Raw genomic sequence first — 18,162 nt, 5'->3', positions numbered from 1 at the left:
CAGGTCTTTTTTTTGGTATAATACAGGCTAGGAGTGTGATAAACGTGACGTTCCATTATCCTAACGGAATACCTTATAATCATCATGAAGCACAATCACCAAAAAAACAAGTAAAAAAGAAACGCCCCGTTGAATTTGGTAATCGTGGGATGGATTTCGAAGAAGCGATCAATCAAAGCAATCAATATTATCTATTGAATAAGCAAGCAGTCGTTCATAAGAAACCAACTCCTGTTCAAATTGTTAAAGTAGATTATCCCAAACGAAGTGCGGCTGTTATTAAGGAGGCCTACTTTAGACAAGCTTCAACGACTGATTATAACGGTGTATATCAAGGCCGTTACATAGATTTTGAAGCGAAAGAAACGAAAAATACCACGTCCTTTCCCTTTAAAAATTTTCATCAACATCAAATTGATCATATGGAACAATGTATAGCACAACAAGGGATTTGTTTTGTGCTATTATGGTTTTCAAGCTTAAAACGCTGCTTCTTTTTTAGTGGTGAAAATCTAATAACGCATTGGAAAAACCAAGCAGTTACTGGAAAAAAATCTATGCCGCTTGCACTCATCGAGAAAGAAGGAATTGAATTATCTTTTGGAATCGCACCGCGAATCCCTTATCTCGACGCAGTGGAACAATATATTCAGACACACTAGATTCATAAAGTTTTGAAAGTATAACAAAGGAGTTGCTATTTATGCCAACCGCAAATTCAGGCTCGCGAGCTGCTAGACATGCATCCAACACCTCATCGAAGTCGAGTTACAAGAAAAAGACACAACCGCCGAAAAAGAAAAAACGGCTTGTTTTAAAAATCTTTCTTGGCTTACTTATCGCTGGGATGGTCGCTTTTTTAGCAGGCGTTGGTCTTTTTTGGTTCTATGCACGACAAGCCCCAAAATTAGAAGATGACAAACTGAATGCGACAGTTTCATCGAAGCTTTACGATATTAATAATGAAATTTTTGAGGATTTAGGCGCAGAAAAGCGTGAATTAATTCAACCAAATGATGTGCCTCAATTATTAAAAGATGCCATTGTTTCTGTCGAAGACCGTCGTTTCTATAAACACATTGGTGTGGATCCGATTCGGATTATCGGTTCTGCCCTTTCAAATGTCAAAAATGGTGGATTACAAGGCGGAAGTACCTTAACCCAACAATTAATTAAATTGTCCTACTTCTCTACAAAAGAATCTGACCAAACCTTGAAACGGAAAGCACAAGAAGCATGGATGGCTGTTCGTTTAGAACGTGAAAAATCAAAAGAAGAAATTTTAACTTACTACATTAACAAAGTCTACATGGCGAATGGTTTTTATGGAATGGAAACAGCGGCTGAAAATTATTATGGTAAACATTTATCTGAACTTGATTTACCACAAACGGCCCTACTGGCAGGAATGCCACAAGCGCCAAACTCATACGATCCCTATACAAAACCAGATACTGCTAAAGAACGTCGGGATGTCGTACTCTACACAATGTACGACAATAAAAAAATCTCGAAAGCAGAGTACGAAAAAGCCAAAGCTACCCCAATCGATGAAGGCTTAGTGCCATTAAAAGCCAGTGATGACAATCGAAAAGTCGTAGATAATTACGTCAAAGAAGTAATCAATGAAGTGAAAGCAAAAACTGGCAAAAATGTTTACACAGACGGACTAGATATCTACACAAACTTAGATATGAATGCCCAAAAACAACTTTACGATATTGTCAACAGTGATCAATACGTTGCGTTTCCAGATGATAAAATGCAAGTAGCTTCAACCGTTATTGATGTTGCCTCTGGACAGGTCCGAGCACAAATTGGTGGTCGTCACATTCCTGATGATGTGCAATTAGGAAACAATTTAGCTGTTAACACCCAACGTGATGTTGGTTCAACCGTGAAACCAATCATGGATTATGGTCCCGCAATTGAGAATTTAAATTATTCGACAGGTCGCCTCATGGTGGATAAACCAACGAAATATCCTGGTACCGACATTGATGTCTTCAACTCTGATTTAACATATCAAGGCGTCATTACTATGCGCCGTGCGATTATGGGTTCTCGTAACACCACCGCGGTCCAGACGTTTGATGAAGTTGGTAAAGAAAACATCATGCCTTTCATTAAAGGGCTAGGAATTGACTATAAAAACTTAGAAGCCTCGAATGCCATTTCAAGTAACACAAGCGATGTAGATGGCGATAAATACGGGATTTCCTCATTGAAATTAGCAGCAGCTTATGCGGCTTTCGCCAATAACGGGATTTACAACAAACCGTATTACGTAAACAAAGTCGTTTTCAATGATGGAACTAGCGTTGATTATCAACCTGATGGTAAACGTGCGATGAAAGACTCTACCGCCTATATGATGACGGATATGTTAAAAGATGTTTTAAACGGCGGAACAGGATTTAACGGCGCCATTCCAGGCTTAATCCAAGCGGCCAAAACAGGGACTTCTAACTATACTGATGAAGATTTAGCGCGAATGGGCACAACAGAAAAAGGAATTGCCCCGGATAGTACCTTTGTTGGTTATACAACACACTATGCCGTTTCCGTTTGGATTGGATACAATGATCGAAATACACCAATCTATCAAGAATACTATGGGATTGCCTCGGATGTTTACCGTGAAATAATGAGTTACTTGTCTCAAAATGTTTCAAACGATGACTGGGTGCAGCCAGACAGTGTTGTGCGGGTAGGTAATGAATTATACGTGAAAGATGCCTATGAGGTACCAAATGTACAAGTTTTACCAAGTACTACCTCTTCAGCACCACAGCCAGAATCTAGCAGTACGATGGAATCCTCTTCCACAAAAGAAGCGGAAAGTTCATCAAGTTCTAGTTCAGAAAGTGCGCCTTCTTCCTCTGAAGCGCCACCATCAACCGAACAACCGGCAAGCTCTTCCTCAGCAGAGCAACCGGCAACATCGGAACAACCACCTGAACCATCAAGTTCTAGTTCACAAGAACCGCCGCAACCACCTGAAAGTAGTTCTAAACCAGATGAAAATAAAGCAGCATAAAAAGTACGGGGCTCATGATGAGCCCCGTACTTTTTTAGATTAAAAATGGACGAAGTGAACTGAATCACTTCGTCCATTTTTGCTTATTTACTTTCTTTATTTGCCAAAGCTGCACCAACAAATCCTTTGATTAAGCGTTGTGGGCGATTTGGACGAGAAATTAATTCTGGGTGGAATTGACAAGCCACAAAGAATTGTTTTTCAGGAATTTCAACAATCTCAACTAAACGATTATCTGGTGAAACTCCAGAGAAAACTAAGCCATTTTCTTCAAATAATTGACGGTATTTGTTGTTAAATTCATAACGATGACGGTGACGTTCTTGGACAACATCTTCATTTCCGTATGCTGCCGCAGTTTTCGTTCCTTTTTTCAATTTACATGGATATAAACCTAAACGTAGTGTGCCACCCAAATTCTCGATGTTTTCTTGATCTGCCATTAAATCAATAATGTTATTTGTCACGTCAGGATTAGTTTCTGCAGAACCAGCATCTTCTAAGCCCACAACGTTACGACCAAATTCTACACAGGCCATTTGCATACCTAAGCAAATGCCAAGGAATGGTACGTCATTTTCGCGAGCAAAACGAATCGCTTCAATTTTCCCTTCAATTCCACGATCACCAAAACCACCAGGAACCAAAATACCATCTGCTGAACCAATTCTTTCAGCGACATTTTCAGCAGTTAATTCTTGTGAATCAACCCAATCAATTTCGATATCTGAATCAAAATCAAATCCAGCATGTTTTAATGCTTCTACAACAGAAATATAAGCATCTGGTAATTCAACATATTTACCAACCAGCGCAATTTTTGTTTTCTTTTTCAAGTTAAGAACTTTTTCTTCTAATGCACGCCACTCAGTCATATCTGCAGCCGGTGCGTCCAATTTTAAATGATCACAAACAATTTGATCCATGTTTTGTGCTTGAAGTGCTAATGGAATGGAGTATAATGTTTCAACATCCCGAGATTCAATTACCGCTTCTGGATTAACATCACAGAATTGTGCTAATTTGTTTTTAGTGTTTTGAGAAACAGGTAATTCTGTACGAACCACTAAAATATTTGGTTGAATCCCTAAACTTCTTAATTCTTTGACACTATGTTGTGTTGGTTTAGTTTTCATTTCGCCAGCCGCTTTTAAGTAAGGAATCAAGGTTGTATGGATGTACATTACGTTGTCACTACCCATATCAGCTTTCATTTGACGCAATGCTTCTAGGAAAGGTAATGATTCGATGTCGCCGACAGTACCACCTACTTCTGTGATAATCACATCGGCATCCGTCATTTTCGCTGCACGCATGATTTTTTCTTTGATTTCATTGGTAATGTGTGGAATAACTTGCACTGTTGCACCTAAGTATTCCCCTTTACGTTCTTTACGTAAGACTTCTGAATAAATTTTCCCAGTGGTTACGTTTGAGTATTTATTTAAGTTAATATCAATAAAACGTTCATAGTGACCTAAGTCCAAATCTGTTTCGGCACCATCATCTGTGACAAAAACCTCTCCATGTTGGTAAGGACTCATTGTCCCCGGATCCACATTAATATATGGATCGAATTTTTGAATCGTTACTTTTAATCCACGATTTTTTAATAATCGTCCTAAAGATGCTGCGACAATCCCTTTTCCGATAGAAGAAACCACGCCACCTGTAACAAAGATGTATTTTGTCATAATAGTTAAAAACCCTTTCTTTGATAATATTTTATAGAGAGAAGTAAAACAACTTTGAGACTCTTACGTTTCTCCAAATAAAAAAGAAACAAAAATAGAAAAGCTCCCTATCCATTACGAATAGGGAGCTTGTAAGTTCGTTCAAACTTCTGACCTTCTTAAAGGTGCCCAAGTAGTATAATACAAGCAAACGGACATCAGGTCAAGTACTTCTATTCAAGAAAATAATTTTTTCTATTTTCTCATTTTTCTTAAGCATTCAACTAAAAAGCTTGACTCCTTCTTAGGAATCAAGCTTTTTGGTTTCTTACTCTTCAGAATATTCGTCATCAAAATCGTCTTCATCTTCAACATCATCGTCATCAATGATTGTTAAATCTTCTTCGATTTGCGGAATGTCTTCTTCATCATCGTCTGAATCTGCACCAATCTCTTGTAAGTCAGAGTTGTATGCTTTGATTTCTTCATCTTCATCTTCTTCATCATCGTACAAGATGTCTTCTTCATCATCATTTGTTAATTCAGCATCTTCTGGATCGTCATCGTTATAGTCAATTACATCTTCATCGTTTGGATTAGTGATGAAGGCATTTACTTTTTTACGTTTTCTACGACGTGGTGCATCTTCTTCGTCTTCTTCCAAGCCATGTGTAACTTCTTCATCGATTGAATCGATTGGATACCATGAACGTAAGCCCCAACGATTGTCTCCCAATGAGATAAAGCTACCGTCGATGTTTAAATCTGTATAAAATTGTGCTAATTGGTCACGAATTTCACTATCAGACTTGCCAAGATAATTTTGGATTTGGTTAACTAAATCAGAAAAATCCATTACATCTGCATGTTGTTCTAAAATAGCGTGTGCTACTTCAATCATGGATAATTCTTTTTTGTTTAACCCTTCAAATACATTAATTTCCAAGAGGTACACGTCCTTTCACAGTCTACTCCTTATCATACAAAAACATTGAAAAAAAATCAATTCTATTCTGCAATATTTATGCAGTAAATTCTAATTCTAAATGATATTCTCCGATTCGCTCTGTTTGAGAGTATAAATCATAATCAACTAAAATCTTACCAGACATTGGTTGGTCTTTTAAACTAACACGCAAATTATGTGTAAACGTACTAATCTGTAGCAAGCCATAAGGGGTTCGATAACTTGTATCTAATTTTTCCTGATAGCCAAATCTTAAACGCATCCGTAATTCACCGGCACGAATCAACTGAACATGCCCGTCTGGTTCAATTTTAATGGTTACGGGGGTTGGCTCTGTATCCTCTAATAATTCTTCTTTGTAACGAATGTATAATGTATCACCCATTTTTACTAATTGACCTTCTAAGTCAAAGAAAAAATCTTTTTGTTCGTTGCCTTGTTGGACAATCGTTTTTAGTTGAATCGATACAGGAACGCCTGTTGATAAATCCATAATGGTCACTCCTTTTCCAAAATATAACTTTCTTATTGTTGACTTTTTCAATGTATTTGTCAACTAAAGTCAATTTTTCCTTGTTTATGTACCTTTTCTTATTGTATAAGCTCTTTTCACGGGTTGCAAGCATTTGTTTCATCTATTTAATAAGAAAACCGTTTACTATTTTAGAGAATTCCTTCAGAATTCGTTTATATAACATGCTTTTTTGCGTTTTTTGTATATAATATAAGAGAGAGTAAGAAAATAAACGTATTAAATGACGTAATTATAAATAGACAGGACGTTTTTTATGAGCACAACTTTTCCCCTTCACACCGAATCATTTATGCTCCTTGATTCAGGTTGTTTAACAAACAGTGACTATTTTTTACCTTTTGCTTTGACCGATGTTTTAACTACTTTTTCAGGAATGCAGCACCAACCAATCATTCATTTCTGGCAATTGGATCAAGCAATGATTCTTGGCATGAAAGATACCCGTGTACCACATCTAAAAGAAGGCATCGCTTCTCTGCAAGAAAACGATTATTCTGTAGTCGTTCGCAATGCCGGCGGTTTAGGGGTGATTGCCGATTCGGGTATTTTAAATGTTTCACTTATTTTACCAAATAATTCTGAACACAAATTAAGTATCGATGCGGCTTATGAATTAATGTGGGCTTGGCTCCGTCAGAGTTTTCCGGAGAAAGAGATTGACGCCTTTGAAATTACTACATCCTATTGTCCCGGTACTTATGATTTAAGTATTGGCGGTCAAAAGTTTGCAGGGATTGCCCAACGACGCGTCAAAGACGGTATTTCTGTCATGATTTACATCAGCGTTAACGGCAATCAACTTGCTCGTGGAGAAGTGGTTCGAGACTTTTACCTTGCTGGGTTACAAGAACAATTTGGTGAAAATGGCTATCCACCCGTTGATCCAGCAGTGATGGCAAATTTAGAAACCCTGATTGAGACTCCATTAACAATAGACGCCGTAAAAACCCGTTTAATCGAAGCATTACCTCAACAATTTGAAAAATCTATTGATCCAAACTTAACCGAACCAATTATAACCTCAGAATGGTTCCAAACAAATTTAACTGTCCAGCTGGAAAAAATGGCGCAACGAAACGCCTTAATTAAAGGAGAGATCTTATGACGATTCCGTATAAAGAGCAACGATTACCAATCGAAAAAGTTTTTCGTGATCCCGTCCATAATTATATTCATGTCCAACATCAAGTGATTTTAGACCTTATTAATTCTGCTGAAGTGCAACGATTACGTCGCATTAAGCAACTAGGTACTTCTTCTTTTACGTTTCACGGTGCCGAACATAGTCGTTTTTCCCATTCTTTGGGTGTTTACGAAATTACACGTCGGATTTGTGAGATTTTCCAACGTAACTACTCTGTGGAACGATTAGGTGAAAACGGCTGGAATGATGACGAGCGCCTGATTACACTTTGCGCAGCTTTATTACATGATGTCGGTCATGGTCCTTATTCACATACATTCGAGCATATTTTTGATACAAACCATGAAGCAATCACGGTCCAAATCATCACCTCACCAGAAACGGAAGTCTATCAAATTTTAAATCGTGTTTCGGCAGATTTTCCTGAAAAAGTCGCCAGCGTTATTACTAAACAATACCCAAATCCTCAAGTGGTGCAAATGATTTCTAGTCAAATTGATGCCGATCGCATGGACTATCTGTTACGTGATGCTTACTTTACAGGGACGGAATACGGAACCTTCGATTTAACTAGAATCTTACGTGTGATTCGACCATACAAAGGAGGCATTGCCTTTGCTATGAATGGGATGCATGCGGTGGAAGACTATATCGTTAGTCGTTACCAAATGTATGTCCAAGTCTATTTTCACCCTGTTTCTCGTGGGATGGAAGTGATTCTTGATCATTTATTGCATCGGGCGAAAGAATTATTTGAAAACCCTGAATTTGACTATGATTTACAAGCCTCTCTGCTTGTACCATTCTTTAAAGGGGACTTCACCTTACAAGAATATTTAAAATTGGATGATGGCGTCCTCTCTACGTACTTTACACAATGGATGGACGTGCCTGATTCAATTCTAGGTGATTTAGCCAAACGTTTCCTTATGCGTAAGCCTCTGAAGTCAGCCACCTTTACGAACGAAAAAGAGAGCGCAGCAACGATTGCTTATTTAAGGGAATTGATTGAAAAAGTTGGTTTCAACCCTAAATATTATACTGCCATTAATTCAAGCTATGATTTACCTTACGATTTTTATCGTCCAAATAAAGACCGTCATCGTACACAAATTGAATTGATGCAAAAAGATGGCTCATTAGTGGAATTGGCAACGGTCAGTCCCCTAGTTGCAGCACTTGCTGGTCAGAGTCAAGGAGATGAACGTTTCTATTTCCCTAAAGAAATGCTTGACCAAGGAAATAAAAAACATTACGATTTATTTGATGAGACGTATCGTGAGTTTTCAAGTTACATTCATAATGGTGCGTTAGTTTTAAAAAAATAGGTTTTCTAGGAGGATTCTATGTCAATTAAGTTAGTTGCTATTGATATCGACGGAACATTGCTAAATTCACAACACAAGATTACCCCACGGGTCAAAGAAGCGCTCCAAAAAGCAAATGAGCAAGGTGTTCGTATTGTTTTATGTACAGGCCGTCCTTTGCCAGGCGTGAAAGAACAATTGGATGAATTAGCCTTATATGGTGAAAATGATTTCGTGATTACCTACAACGGTTCGCTTGTCCAAGCAACCAAAGATAATACGATTATTTCACGCTATACCTTGAGTTATGAGGATTTTTTAGAAATTGAAATGTATTCTCGTAAAGTCGGCGCTCACTTGCATACAATTGATGATTCCGCTATTTACACTGCCAATCGCAATATTGGTAAATATACGATTCACGAAGCATCTTTAGTGAACATGCCTTTAAAATATCGTACGGTGGATGAAATGACACCAGAGATGAACATTATTAAAATGATGATGATTGATGAGCCGGAAGTTTTAGATCCTGCCATTGCAAAATTACCATTACATTTTACCGAAAAATATACGACTGTTAAAAGTACGCCTTTTTACTATGAAATCATGAATAAAAATGCTAGCAAAGGCAATGCTCTAGCAAAATTGGCAGACCATTTAGGCTTAAATAAAGACGAAGTGATGGCCATTGGTGACAATGAAAATGACTTATCCATGATTGATTACGCTGGGATTGGTGTTGCGATGGGCAATGCGACAGAAAATGTTAAAACAATTGCCGATGTGCATACCACTAGTAATGACGAAGATGGTGTCGCTCAAATTATTGAAAAAATGGTTTTAATTTAAACATTCTTTTCAATAACAATAACCCTCAATCTAATCAACATAGATTGAGGGTTATTCGTTATTTTATGATGCTGCCGCTAGCCATTTTTCAACGGCCCAACGGTGGCTTCCTCTTTTTAATAAACGGACTGCTTCTTCTGGTGCAACCCAGTGTAAAGTATTGGTCCTTTCTAAGGGTTCGCTAAGTTGCCGCCAAGTATTCGCTACATAAAAATATCCAGGATTATAATAGGCAGTTTGGCGATGGTTCGAATAAAAATATTCATCAGCTTCCCCTAAATAACAGCCAATTTCTACACTAATTCCTAATTCTTCTAGCACTTCTCGGTGGATCGCTTCTTCTTTCGTTTCGGTGCCTTCAATTTCGCCTCCTGGTAAAAAATAAGCTCCATTTGGCGCTTGTACCAGAACCATTGTGTTATTTTCTGGCTTTGAAACAATAATGTATGCAGCATATCTTGTTTGATAGGTCAATGTCTCTTCTCTTTTTCCAAACGTTGGCGTTTTCATTGGCGCACCTCTTCTCTTTTCATCTATTTTACCTGAGAAATTCCTTTAGAACAAGTCAGAAACCAAGCGTTTTTCTCTACATTTCACGTTTATCTATGCTACTATTAACGTTGGAAATATAATTAAGTTTGAAAGGGAGTTTTTAACTATGAAAATGGCTCATACATGTGTGCGTGTAAAAGATTTAGAGGCATCATTAGATTTCTATCAAAAAGCCTTCAATTTTGAAGAAAGTCGCCGTCGTGATTTTCCAGAAAATAAATTTACTTTGGTTTATTTAACTTTACCAGGAGACGACTACGAACTAGAACTAACTTATAATTATGATCATGAAGCATACGATTTAGGAAACGGTTATGGTCATATCGCCATCAGTACAGATGATTTAGAAGGATTACACGAAAAACATCAAGCGGCTGGCTTTACTGTCACTGACTTAAAAGGCTTACCTGGAACTGCACCATCTTATTACTTTGTTGTCGACCCAGATGGTTATAAAATCGAAGTCATTCGTGAACGTTAAAAAGTTTCACTTGTTCACTTACTGAGCTTTTTGTGTTTGAGAGCTGTCCGAGACAAAACTTGTCTCGACTTCTTCTCAAACACTTTTTTCAAAAAAAGTGCTACAATAGAACGTATGAATTTATTGAGGATGTGATGTTATTATGACAAAAAAAATTATTGGAATCGCTGGCAATCAACTTTTGCAGGCAGCTGAAGTGTTTCACGGTAACCAAGTGACGTACACCCCACAAGGTTTTGTCAGCGCTGTTCAAGCCGCAGGTGGCGTTCCTCTCGTTTTGCCAATTGGCCCCAAAGAATTAGCCGCTACGTATATACAACAAATTGATAAACTACTTTTAGCAGGCGGTCAAGATGTTGCCCCTGAATTTTACGGACAAGAACCCCATATAAAATTAGAAGAAACGAATCGTGATCGTGACGAGTTTGAGTTAGCCCTAATTGAAGAAGCCTTAAAACAAAACAAACCTATTTTTGCGGTTTGCCGTGGAATGCAATTAGTCAATGTTGCTTTAGGTGGCACATTATATCAAGATTTATCGATGTATCCTCAATGGTCAGTTAAGCACGGACAACAACCCACTCAACCAATCTTTGCGACGCATCGTATTGATGTTGAACCAGACAGTCAATTATCAAACATATATGGTACAACTGGTCAAGTCAACTCGTACCATCACCAAGCACTACATACTTTAGGAAAAGATTTACGCGTTACTGCTTGGTCCTCTGATGGCCTTGCAGAAGCAGTGGAATCAACAAATGAACAGCAGCCTTTATTAGCTGTTCAATGGCATCCTGAACTAATGTACGCACGTGATGCCAAATCCCAAGCACTCTTTAACTACTTTGTTCAAAAATTATAGTAAAAACGGAGGGACGTCTTTCGCCCCTCCGTTTTTACTTGCTATCATACTTAAAAATCAAAATTATCTGGATCTGCACCAAAACGATGATCCTTATTTAACTGATTAATTGCGGTTATTTCTTCTGGTGTTAATTCAAAATCAAAGACAGCAAAATTTTCCTGAATTCTTTTTTCGTGAACAGATTTGGGAATCACGATAATATCATTTTGTAAGTGCCAACGAATAATCACTTGGGCCGCTGATTTACCATATTTTTCACCAATTTTCACTAGTACTGGTTCAGATAATAAATTACCTTGTCCTAGAGGAGACCAAGCCTCCACGGCAATCTTATTTTCGGCTAAATATTTTCGTAGCGGTTCTTGTGTTAACGTAGGATGTAATTCAATTTGATCCACCATTGGCACAACATTTGCTTCTGTTAATAAATCTTCCAAATGATGTTGATGAAAATTGGAAACGCCAATTGCTTTGGCACGACCACTTGCGTAAATTTCTTCTAATGCTTTCCATGATTCTTTATATTTACCAGCAACAGGCCAGTGAATTAAATATAAATCAACATAGTCTAACCCTAATTTTTCTAAGCTTTTATCAAACGCTTTAATCGCATTTTCATAGCCTTGATCTTCATTCCATAATTTCGTCGTCACGAAAATTTCTTCGCGGGGAATACCCGATTGACGAATGCCTTCGCCCACCCCTACTTCGTTTTTATAAACGGCTGCTGTATCAATCAAGCGATAACCCGCTTCTAAAGCCCATTTTACTGAATTTGTTGCTTCTGAGCCATCTTCTACACGCCAAACACCTAAACCTAGGCGTGGCATTTCATTGCCGTTTGCTAATTTTTTTGTTTTATCCAAAGTCATGTGTTTCTTCAGTCCCTTCATTTTCATTACTTTTAGTATACTACGCATTCTTCTTTCACGAAACAATCACGACTTGTCAGGTCATTTTCTTTATTTTTAATAAATAACGACGCCAATAAGTCAGCACTCCGATTAGTGCCACAACTACAATTGTTCGACCGCTAACGCTTCCAATCCACAGTTTAACTGCAAGTAACCAGATACAAAAGAGATAAACACAGGACCAATTAAAGGAAACTTTCAATGTACATGATTCCGCAATTTCGATTATCTGACTACTAAAAAAACGACTCCCTAATCGTAAAGCGACTGGATTATGGAAGATGAATGTTCGTCGCTTGTCAGCCGTCAAGCGAGTAGCACATCGCTCATCAATAAAAATTGTTACAGGTAATTTAGAAAGTAAATCATTTTTTGCCCATTCAATTGAAACTTTCACGCAGCACTCACAACCTTTAACAAAATTATAAAATATATTATTTATTTACAAAATTATAACATTCCTAAAAAAACATGTTAAGTCTTAAAAAAAACTTTCTATTTTCTTCCCCTTTCGCCGAGAGATTTAGTATACTAAAAGAAGAAATTTTAGAGAAAGTTGGATTTTTATGTTGATACTTGGTTTAGCCAGTACTGAAACAGTCGATTCTTCTGCTCCTGATTTAGCAGAAGCGACCGTAAAAAAAGTGAGCGCGCTACAACGCTTTTGGAACAATATTAATTGGGATGCCATTGTCGCTACCTTAATTGAAAAAAGTTTATCAATTTTATTTTTAATTTTTCTATTTTTTATCATTCAGCGAATCGGGAAATATTTAATTGATCGCACCTATGCAAATTATAGTAAAAAGCAACATTTTAGTGAAAGCCGTTTAAAAACGTTACACACTTTAATTATTAATGCATTTCAATATACGCTGTTCTTTTTCTTCATCTATTCTCTTTTGACCATTGTCGGTGTGCCTGTTGGCTCATTATTAGCCGGAGCGGGAATTGCCGGTGTTGCCATTGGTTTAGGGGCTCAAGGATTCATGAATGACTTAATTACCGGATTTTTCATTATTTTAGAACAACAAATGGATGTAGGCGATTATATTCGCTTATTGGCGTTAAATATTGAAGGAACTGTTACTTCTGTCGGATTACGAACCACTCAAATTAAAGCGGTTGATGGAACTGTTCATTTTATTCCAAACCGAAACATCACCACAATCAGTAACCTGTCTCGTGCCAATATGCAAGTGTTAATTGATGTCCGCATCAATCCTGAAGAAGGTTATGAAAAAATTTGTGAAGTGATTACAGAAGTCAATGAAACGTTAAAAGAAAAGTATATCGAAAGTATTCAAACTGGGCCAGATATTTTTGGTATGGTCGATTTAGGCAATGGCAACTTTGCGGTACGAACGACCATGTATGTACTAAACGGCAAACAATTTGCGGTCAAAGAAGAATTTCTAGCTCAATATATCAAAGCATTAACAGAGGCCGGCTTTACGATTCCCAATACGCCCATTATTGCAAAATAAAAAACAGCCACCAGATACTTATTAGTTATCTGGTGGCTGTTTTTCTAATTGTCCAATGATTTTAAAAACCCACTAACTGCCTCCACTCCAAACAATAACGCCTCTTCGTTCGGTTCAAACTTGGCAGAATGAAGGCTATAAGGACTTGCCACGCCTAACCAAAACATCGTGCCTGGGACTTTAGACAATAGATAGCCAAAATCTTCACCTGTCATTGCAACCGGTGCTTGTTGAAATTGAACTGTTGCTTGTTTGCTCATGTATTCAATAAAATTCGTGGTACATGCTGGCTCATTCACTACAGGTAAATACCCTTTCTGATCAAGATGAACAGTTACTTCACATTGAAAAGATTGCGCAATACCTTCACTAATTTCGCGAATTCTTCGCTGCGTTTGTTCATTCGTTTCTGCTGTCAATGTGCGAATTGTACCAGATAAAGTTGCTTCTTCGGCAATCACATTGCAGGCAGTCCCTGCATGAAAAGTCCCAAAGGTAACGACTGCTCCGACCACAGGATCAACATTTCGACTAACAATCGTTTGCGCTTGCTGAATTAAATTTGTGGCCGCCAAGACCATATCATTTGCTTGATGTGGAAAAGCCGCATGTCCACCTTTCCCTTTTAAGGTAATGTTCACTTCACAGGTAGCAGCAAACAACGGCCCTACTCTGGTACTAATAGTTCCGACTGGCAAATCAGGATTAACATGAAGCGCATAAAATTCATCAGGTAACCACTCACCAAACGCGTGGTCTTCATACATCATCATTCCCCCTGCTTCATTTTCTTCAGCAGGTTGAAATAAAAATAAAAAGTTATTGTCTGGTTGCTGTTGACTTAATTCTTTCAAAACCCCTAAACCGATTGTCATGTGAAAATCGTGCCCGCAGGCATGCATAAACCCTGGTCGTTTTGATTGAAAAGCAGAAACCACTTCCTCTTGAATAGGTAAACCATCAATATCAGCACGCCAGCCGATGGTTTTCTGAGGATTTTTGCCTTCTATGAATACTAAAATCCCAGTTTGCCATGTTCGAACTTGCAGATAAGGTTGCTTCATTTTATCAATTTCATTAAGTAAAAAGGCTTGTGTTTCCTTTTCTTCTAAACCGATTTCAGGTATTTGATGTAGTTGCCGTCTAATCGCAATTAATTCTTCTTGCTCCACAAAAGCCACTCCTTCATTTTTGGGGTAATCGAAAGCCGCCATGAAGAAGTTTCTTCATCGCGACTGACTAATTTATTTTTAGAGTTTACGTAATTCTTCTAAAATCTCTGTTTTACTCTTGGTTTTATCATCAATCTGTTTAATTACTTTTGCTGGCACGCCTGCGACAACGGTATGCGCTGGAACGTCTTCCACAACTACTGCCCCAGCAGCCACAACGGCACCTTCACCAACACGAACCCCTTCTAGTACGACCGCATTCGCTCCAATGACAACCTCGTTTTCAATAACTACAGGTGCGGCACTTGGTGGTTCAATGACACCAGCTAAAACCGTTCCCGCGCCAATATGACAATGTTTTCCTACAGTTGCACGACCGCCTAAAACAGCGCCCATATCAATCATAGTCCCTGCACCAACGACGGCGCCAATATTTAGAATAGCCCCCATCATAATCACCGCTTGATCGCCAATTTCAACTTTTTCGCGAATCAAAGCACCTGGTTCAATCCGAGCATTAATGTCTTTCAGATCAAGAAAAGGAATTGCTGAGTTACGTGCATCGTTTTCTACAACATAATCCTCAATTTTTTCTTTGTTTGCTTCTAAAAAAGGTTTTACGTCAGCCCAATCACCAAACAATGTCCCAGTTTTACAATTATTAAAGACCTTAATTGTTTCTGGAAACGTGACTTCTTTTAATTGCCCTTTCAGTGTTACTTTAACAGGCGTTTGCTTTTTGGCATCGCCAATATACTGAATAATCTCATATGCGTCCAATCACAGCACTCCTTTACTTCGTGTTATCATACAGAATAACGCATTTATGAGAAAAAAGTAAAGAGTTTCTTGCGTTTTATTTAAATTACTTTCATTTCTTCTTCTGATTTAGGCAGAACAAGATGATGTTTTTCTAACTCATGCGCCATATGATTGACCGCTTTTAAAATTTCTTTGCGTGTAATGATACCTTTAAAGCGTTGATTATCATCAACCACTGGTAAAAAAGAAGCATCTACTAATAAATGTAACACTTCTTCTAAATCCCACGATTCACCAATTACAGGAACATTGACTTCCATTACATCGGCCACAGTAAATTCATTCAATTTTTCAAAATCCACTGAAGTCAAATCAAACATTTTATCTACAACGTCTGTCAAGCCGATTAAGCCAACAAAGCGATCTCCCTTATCTAACACAGGAATCTTGGAATAGCGAACTTGCGATAAGACTAATGCCGCATGACTTAATGGATTTAAACACATTACGTTGGCGACATTTTCGGCGGGTACTAAAAACGTTTCTTGTTTTTCTAATAATAATTCTTTTACAGCAGTCCCTATCATGATTGGGTTGCCTCCATTTCTAATTCTTTAACACGTAACTTATTGTACCTAATTCTGCGGAAAAAGTCTTGGAATTCGCAAATTCTTCATAACTTAACAAACGAAAATTAACGTTTTGTTCTATTCTCCCCCAAAAAAGAGAACGCTTTCTTAAAAAAATAAAAACTTAGTTGTCCCATAACAGACAACTAAGTTTTTATAAAAAACCAATTAATCAGTCAATTATCCTTCTTTTTCACACGTTTCATCACAGCCATCACTGACCATAATAAGCGGAAATCCCATGTTTTCTATGATAGTGTTTATCCAATAAAAAATGATCAATTGGTTCAACAGCTGGGTTAATTGTTTCCGTCAAACGGGCCATTGAACAGATTTCATCTAAAATCAAGCTGTTTTCAACTGCTTTTTCCGGAGTCATTCCCCAAGTAAATGGGCCATGTCCATAAACTAGCACTCCTGGAACTGCTAAAGGATCTAGTTCTTGTTCATGAAATGTTTCAACAATGACTTTGCCAGTCTCTTCTTCATAGTTTTCTTTAATTTCACTTTCAGAGAGCGCTCTTGTGCAAGGTACAGCGCCATAAAAAGCATCCGCATGGGTGGTACCGTAAGGAGGTAAGGCTCGCCCTGCTTGAGCCCACGTAACACTATTCAGGGAGTGCGTGTGCGCAATCGCTCCAATTTCTGGCATTTTTTGATAGAGATAAAGATGCGTGGGTAAATCAGAAGACGGCTTTAATGCATTGGTTTCCAATAGTTGTCCCTTTAAATCAGTCACTACCATCTGTTCCTTGGTCATTTCTTGATATTTGACGCCGCTTGGTTTAATTACGATAATTCCTAATGACCGATTGATTTCACTAACATTGCCCCACGTTAATTTGACTAAGCCCAGTTTTGGCAAAGCCAGATTCGCTTCATAAACACGTTGTTTCATTGCTTGGATGATCGCTTTATTGTTCATAATAACCCACCTCTGCTAATTTGGGATAGAGATACTGCTGCGCGGCTTGAATTTTTTCTTGAAAATTCAAATCCGTTTCATTCCACATTTCAATTAAAAAAGGACCACTATAGTTTAACCGCTTGAGTGTTTTCAATAAGCCTGTAAAATCAACACAGCCTTCTCCAAAAGTAACTTCCCGAAACTTCCCTTCAAATGTGTCTGTTACAGCGAAGGTATCTTTTAAGTGAATAGCAGCGATTTCAGCAATTCCCTTTTCAAGCTCAACCGCCGGATTATTTTCCGGCCAAGCAGACAAATTACCTAAATCAGGATAAACATGCAAAAAAGGAGACGGAATTTGTTCCTTAATTTCTAGAAATTTTTGTATGCTATTCATAAAAGGGTCATCCATAATCTCAACAGCCAGAATGACACCGTATTGTGCAGCTTCCTCAACGCCCTTTTTCAGACCTTGAAGAAAAAATTCCCTTGTTTCGGCAGTTTTTTCTTCGTAAAAGACGTCATAGCCAGCTATTTGAATTACCCGTATGTTTAATTGATGAGCCAAACGAATCGCTTGAGATAAAATTTTCCGTCCTTTTTCACGTGTTTCTTTATTTAAAGAGCCTAAAGGGAACCGCCGATGACCACTTAAACACAAAGAATGGATAAAAAAATCTTCTTTCACCATTAATTGAGAAAGTTCTTGTAACTGGCTTGGTGTCCAAGCCAATCGTGCTAAACGTTCATCGGATTCATCAATTGACATTTCTAAAAAATCAAACCCTAACTTTTTGGCCCATGTTAATCGTTCTGCCCAAGTTAAATTTTGCGGGAGTGCTTTTTCATACAGTCCAATTCGTGCCATTTTA

Annotated in this window: 19 protein-coding genes; 8 read left to right on the top strand and 11 right to left on the bottom strand. The window is 37.9% G+C overall.

Going from position 1 to position 18,162, the window contains the following annotated elements; translation table 11 throughout:
• Positions 1–44: 44 nt before the first annotated feature.
• Positions 45–662 carry a Holliday junction resolvase RecU gene (recU, locus tag IGJ63_RS04475; RefSeq protein WP_002388848.1) on the top strand — a complete coding sequence of 206 codons (618 nt, stop codon included), beginning with the start codon at positions 45–47 and terminating at the stop codon, positions 660–662.
• A 41-nt stretch (positions 663–703) separates the two neighbouring features.
• Positions 704–3,040 (top strand): PBP1A family penicillin-binding protein, encoded by a 2,337-nt coding sequence (locus tag IGJ63_RS04470; protein WP_438745997.1) that lies wholly within the window; start codon positions 704–706, stop codon positions 3,038–3,040.
• Positions 3,041–3,123: 83 nt separating this feature from the next.
• On the opposite strand, the gene IGJ63_RS04465 is transcribed toward IGJ63_RS04470, so the two are convergent.
• From IGJ63_RS04465 to IGJ63_RS04455, 3 genes are all read right to left on the bottom strand, one after another.
• Entirely contained in the window at positions 3,124–4,734 is a 1,611-nt protein-coding gene (locus IGJ63_RS04465) for a CTP synthase (protein WP_002357995.1), read from the bottom strand.
• 307 nt (positions 4,735–5,041) lie between these two features.
• Positions 5,042–5,659 carry a DNA-directed RNA polymerase subunit delta gene (rpoE, locus tag IGJ63_RS04460; RefSeq protein ID WP_002357996.1) on the bottom strand — a complete coding sequence of 206 codons (618 nt, stop codon included), beginning with the start codon at positions 5,657–5,659 and terminating at the stop codon, positions 5,042–5,044.
• 76 nt (positions 5,660–5,735) lie between these two features.
• Positions 5,736–6,173, bottom strand: coding sequence for a DUF1934 domain-containing protein (locus IGJ63_RS04455; RefSeq protein ID WP_002382132.1), 438 nt, complete (start codon positions 6,171–6,173; stop codon positions 5,736–5,738).
• Positions 6,174–6,504: 331 nt separating this feature from the next.
• Here IGJ63_RS04455 and IGJ63_RS04450 point away from each other — a divergent pair, with 331 nt between their 5' ends.
• From IGJ63_RS04450 to yidA, 3 genes are read left to right on the top strand one after another with little or no spacing between them, the layout of a single operon-like run.
• On the top strand, positions 6,505–7,320 hold the full coding sequence (locus IGJ63_RS04450; RefSeq protein WP_002386628.1) for a lipoate--protein ligase family protein: 816 nt from the start codon (positions 6,505–6,507) through the stop codon (positions 7,318–7,320).
• Positions 7,317–8,687 carry a dNTPase gene (locus IGJ63_RS04445; RefSeq protein WP_002357999.1) on the top strand — a complete coding sequence of 457 codons (1,371 nt, stop codon included), beginning with the start codon at positions 7,317–7,319 and terminating at the stop codon, positions 8,685–8,687. Before IGJ63_RS04450 ends, IGJ63_RS04445 begins: the two co-directional genes overlap by 4 nt.
• Positions 8,688–8,705: 18 nt before the next feature.
• Positions 8,706–9,518 carry a sugar-phosphatase gene (gene yidA, locus IGJ63_RS04440; protein WP_002377829.1) on the top strand — a complete coding sequence of 271 codons (813 nt, stop codon included), beginning with the start codon at positions 8,706–8,708 and terminating at the stop codon, positions 9,516–9,518.
• Between the two features lie 63 nt (positions 9,519–9,581).
• On the opposite strand, the gene IGJ63_RS04435 is transcribed toward yidA, so the two are convergent.
• Positions 9,582–10,028, bottom strand: a complete 447-nt coding sequence (locus IGJ63_RS04435) for an NUDIX hydrolase (RefSeq protein WP_002358001.1) — start codon at positions 10,026–10,028, stop codon at positions 9,582–9,584.
• A 148-nt stretch (positions 10,029–10,176) separates the two neighbouring features.
• On the opposite strand from IGJ63_RS04435, the gene gloA reads away from it, so the two are divergent.
• Together gloA and IGJ63_RS04425 are read left to right on the top strand one after the other, a co-directional pair.
• Positions 10,177–10,551 carry a lactoylglutathione lyase gene (gene gloA, locus IGJ63_RS04430; RefSeq protein WP_002369612.1) on the top strand — a complete coding sequence of 125 codons (375 nt, stop codon included), beginning with the start codon at positions 10,177–10,179 and terminating at the stop codon, positions 10,549–10,551.
• Positions 10,552–10,693: 142 nt separating this feature from the next.
• A complete protein-coding gene (locus IGJ63_RS04425; protein ID WP_002358005.1) occupies positions 10,694–11,416 on the top strand; it encodes a gamma-glutamyl-gamma-aminobutyrate hydrolase family protein in 723 nt (240 codons plus the stop codon).
• Between the two features lie 50 nt (positions 11,417–11,466).
• On the opposite strand, the gene IGJ63_RS04420 is transcribed toward IGJ63_RS04425, so the two are convergent.
• Positions 11,467–12,339 (bottom strand): aldo/keto reductase, encoded by an 873-nt coding sequence (locus tag IGJ63_RS04420; protein WP_002393437.1) that lies wholly within the window; start codon positions 12,337–12,339, stop codon positions 11,467–11,469.
• Positions 12,340–12,367: 28 nt separating this feature from the next.
• A complete protein-coding gene (locus tag IGJ63_RS04415) occupies positions 12,368–12,730 on the bottom strand; it encodes a hypothetical protein (protein ID WP_002358008.1) in 363 nt (120 codons plus the stop codon).
• A 169-nt stretch (positions 12,731–12,899) separates the two neighbouring features.
• Between IGJ63_RS04415 and IGJ63_RS04410 the strand changes: the two genes are divergently transcribed.
• Positions 12,900–13,820, top strand: coding sequence for a mechanosensitive ion channel family protein (locus IGJ63_RS04410; protein WP_002382128.1), 921 nt, complete (start codon positions 12,900–12,902; stop codon positions 13,818–13,820).
• Positions 13,821–13,864: 44 nt separating this feature from the next.
• Here the strand turns inward: IGJ63_RS04410 and IGJ63_RS04405 are convergent, their stop codons facing one another.
• From IGJ63_RS04405 to IGJ63_RS04385, 5 genes are all read right to left on the bottom strand, one after another.
• Positions 13,865–15,034: an N-acetyldiaminopimelate deacetylase gene (locus tag IGJ63_RS04405; RefSeq protein ID WP_016633860.1), complete on the bottom strand. Its 1,170-nt coding sequence runs from the start codon at positions 15,032–15,034 to the stop codon at positions 13,865–13,867.
• A 36-nt stretch (positions 15,035–15,070) separates the two neighbouring features.
• Complete coding sequence (dapD, locus tag IGJ63_RS04400; RefSeq protein WP_002358012.1) at positions 15,071–15,772, bottom strand: 2,3,4,5-tetrahydropyridine-2,6-dicarboxylate N-acetyltransferase; 702 nt, start codon at positions 15,770–15,772, stop codon at positions 15,071–15,073.
• Between the two features lie 80 nt (positions 15,773–15,852).
• Entirely contained in the window at positions 15,853–16,341 is a 489-nt protein-coding gene (gene cbpB / locus IGJ63_RS04395) for a cyclic-di-AMP-binding protein CbpB (RefSeq protein WP_002358013.1), read from the bottom strand.
• A gap of 256 nt (positions 16,342–16,597) precedes the next feature.
• Complete coding sequence (locus IGJ63_RS04390; RefSeq protein ID WP_002379325.1) at positions 16,598–17,308, bottom strand: L-ribulose-5-phosphate 4-epimerase; 711 nt, start codon at positions 17,306–17,308, stop codon at positions 16,598–16,600.
• Entirely contained in the window at positions 17,298–18,158 is an 861-nt protein-coding gene (locus IGJ63_RS04385) for an L-ribulose-5-phosphate 3-epimerase (protein ID WP_002358016.1), read from the bottom strand. Before IGJ63_RS04385 ends, IGJ63_RS04390 begins: the two co-directional genes overlap by 11 nt.
• Positions 18,159–18,162 lie beyond the last annotated feature (4 nt).

Origin of the sequence: Enterococcus sp. DIV1375a (assembly GCF_051712205.1) — a bacterium.
GTDB classification, from domain to species: domain Bacteria; phylum Bacillota; class Bacilli; order Lactobacillales; family Enterococcaceae; genus Enterococcus; species Enterococcus faecalis.
The sequence above is the reverse complement of the archived record's forward strand: the minus strand, read 5'-3'. Positions and strand labels throughout refer to the sequence as shown.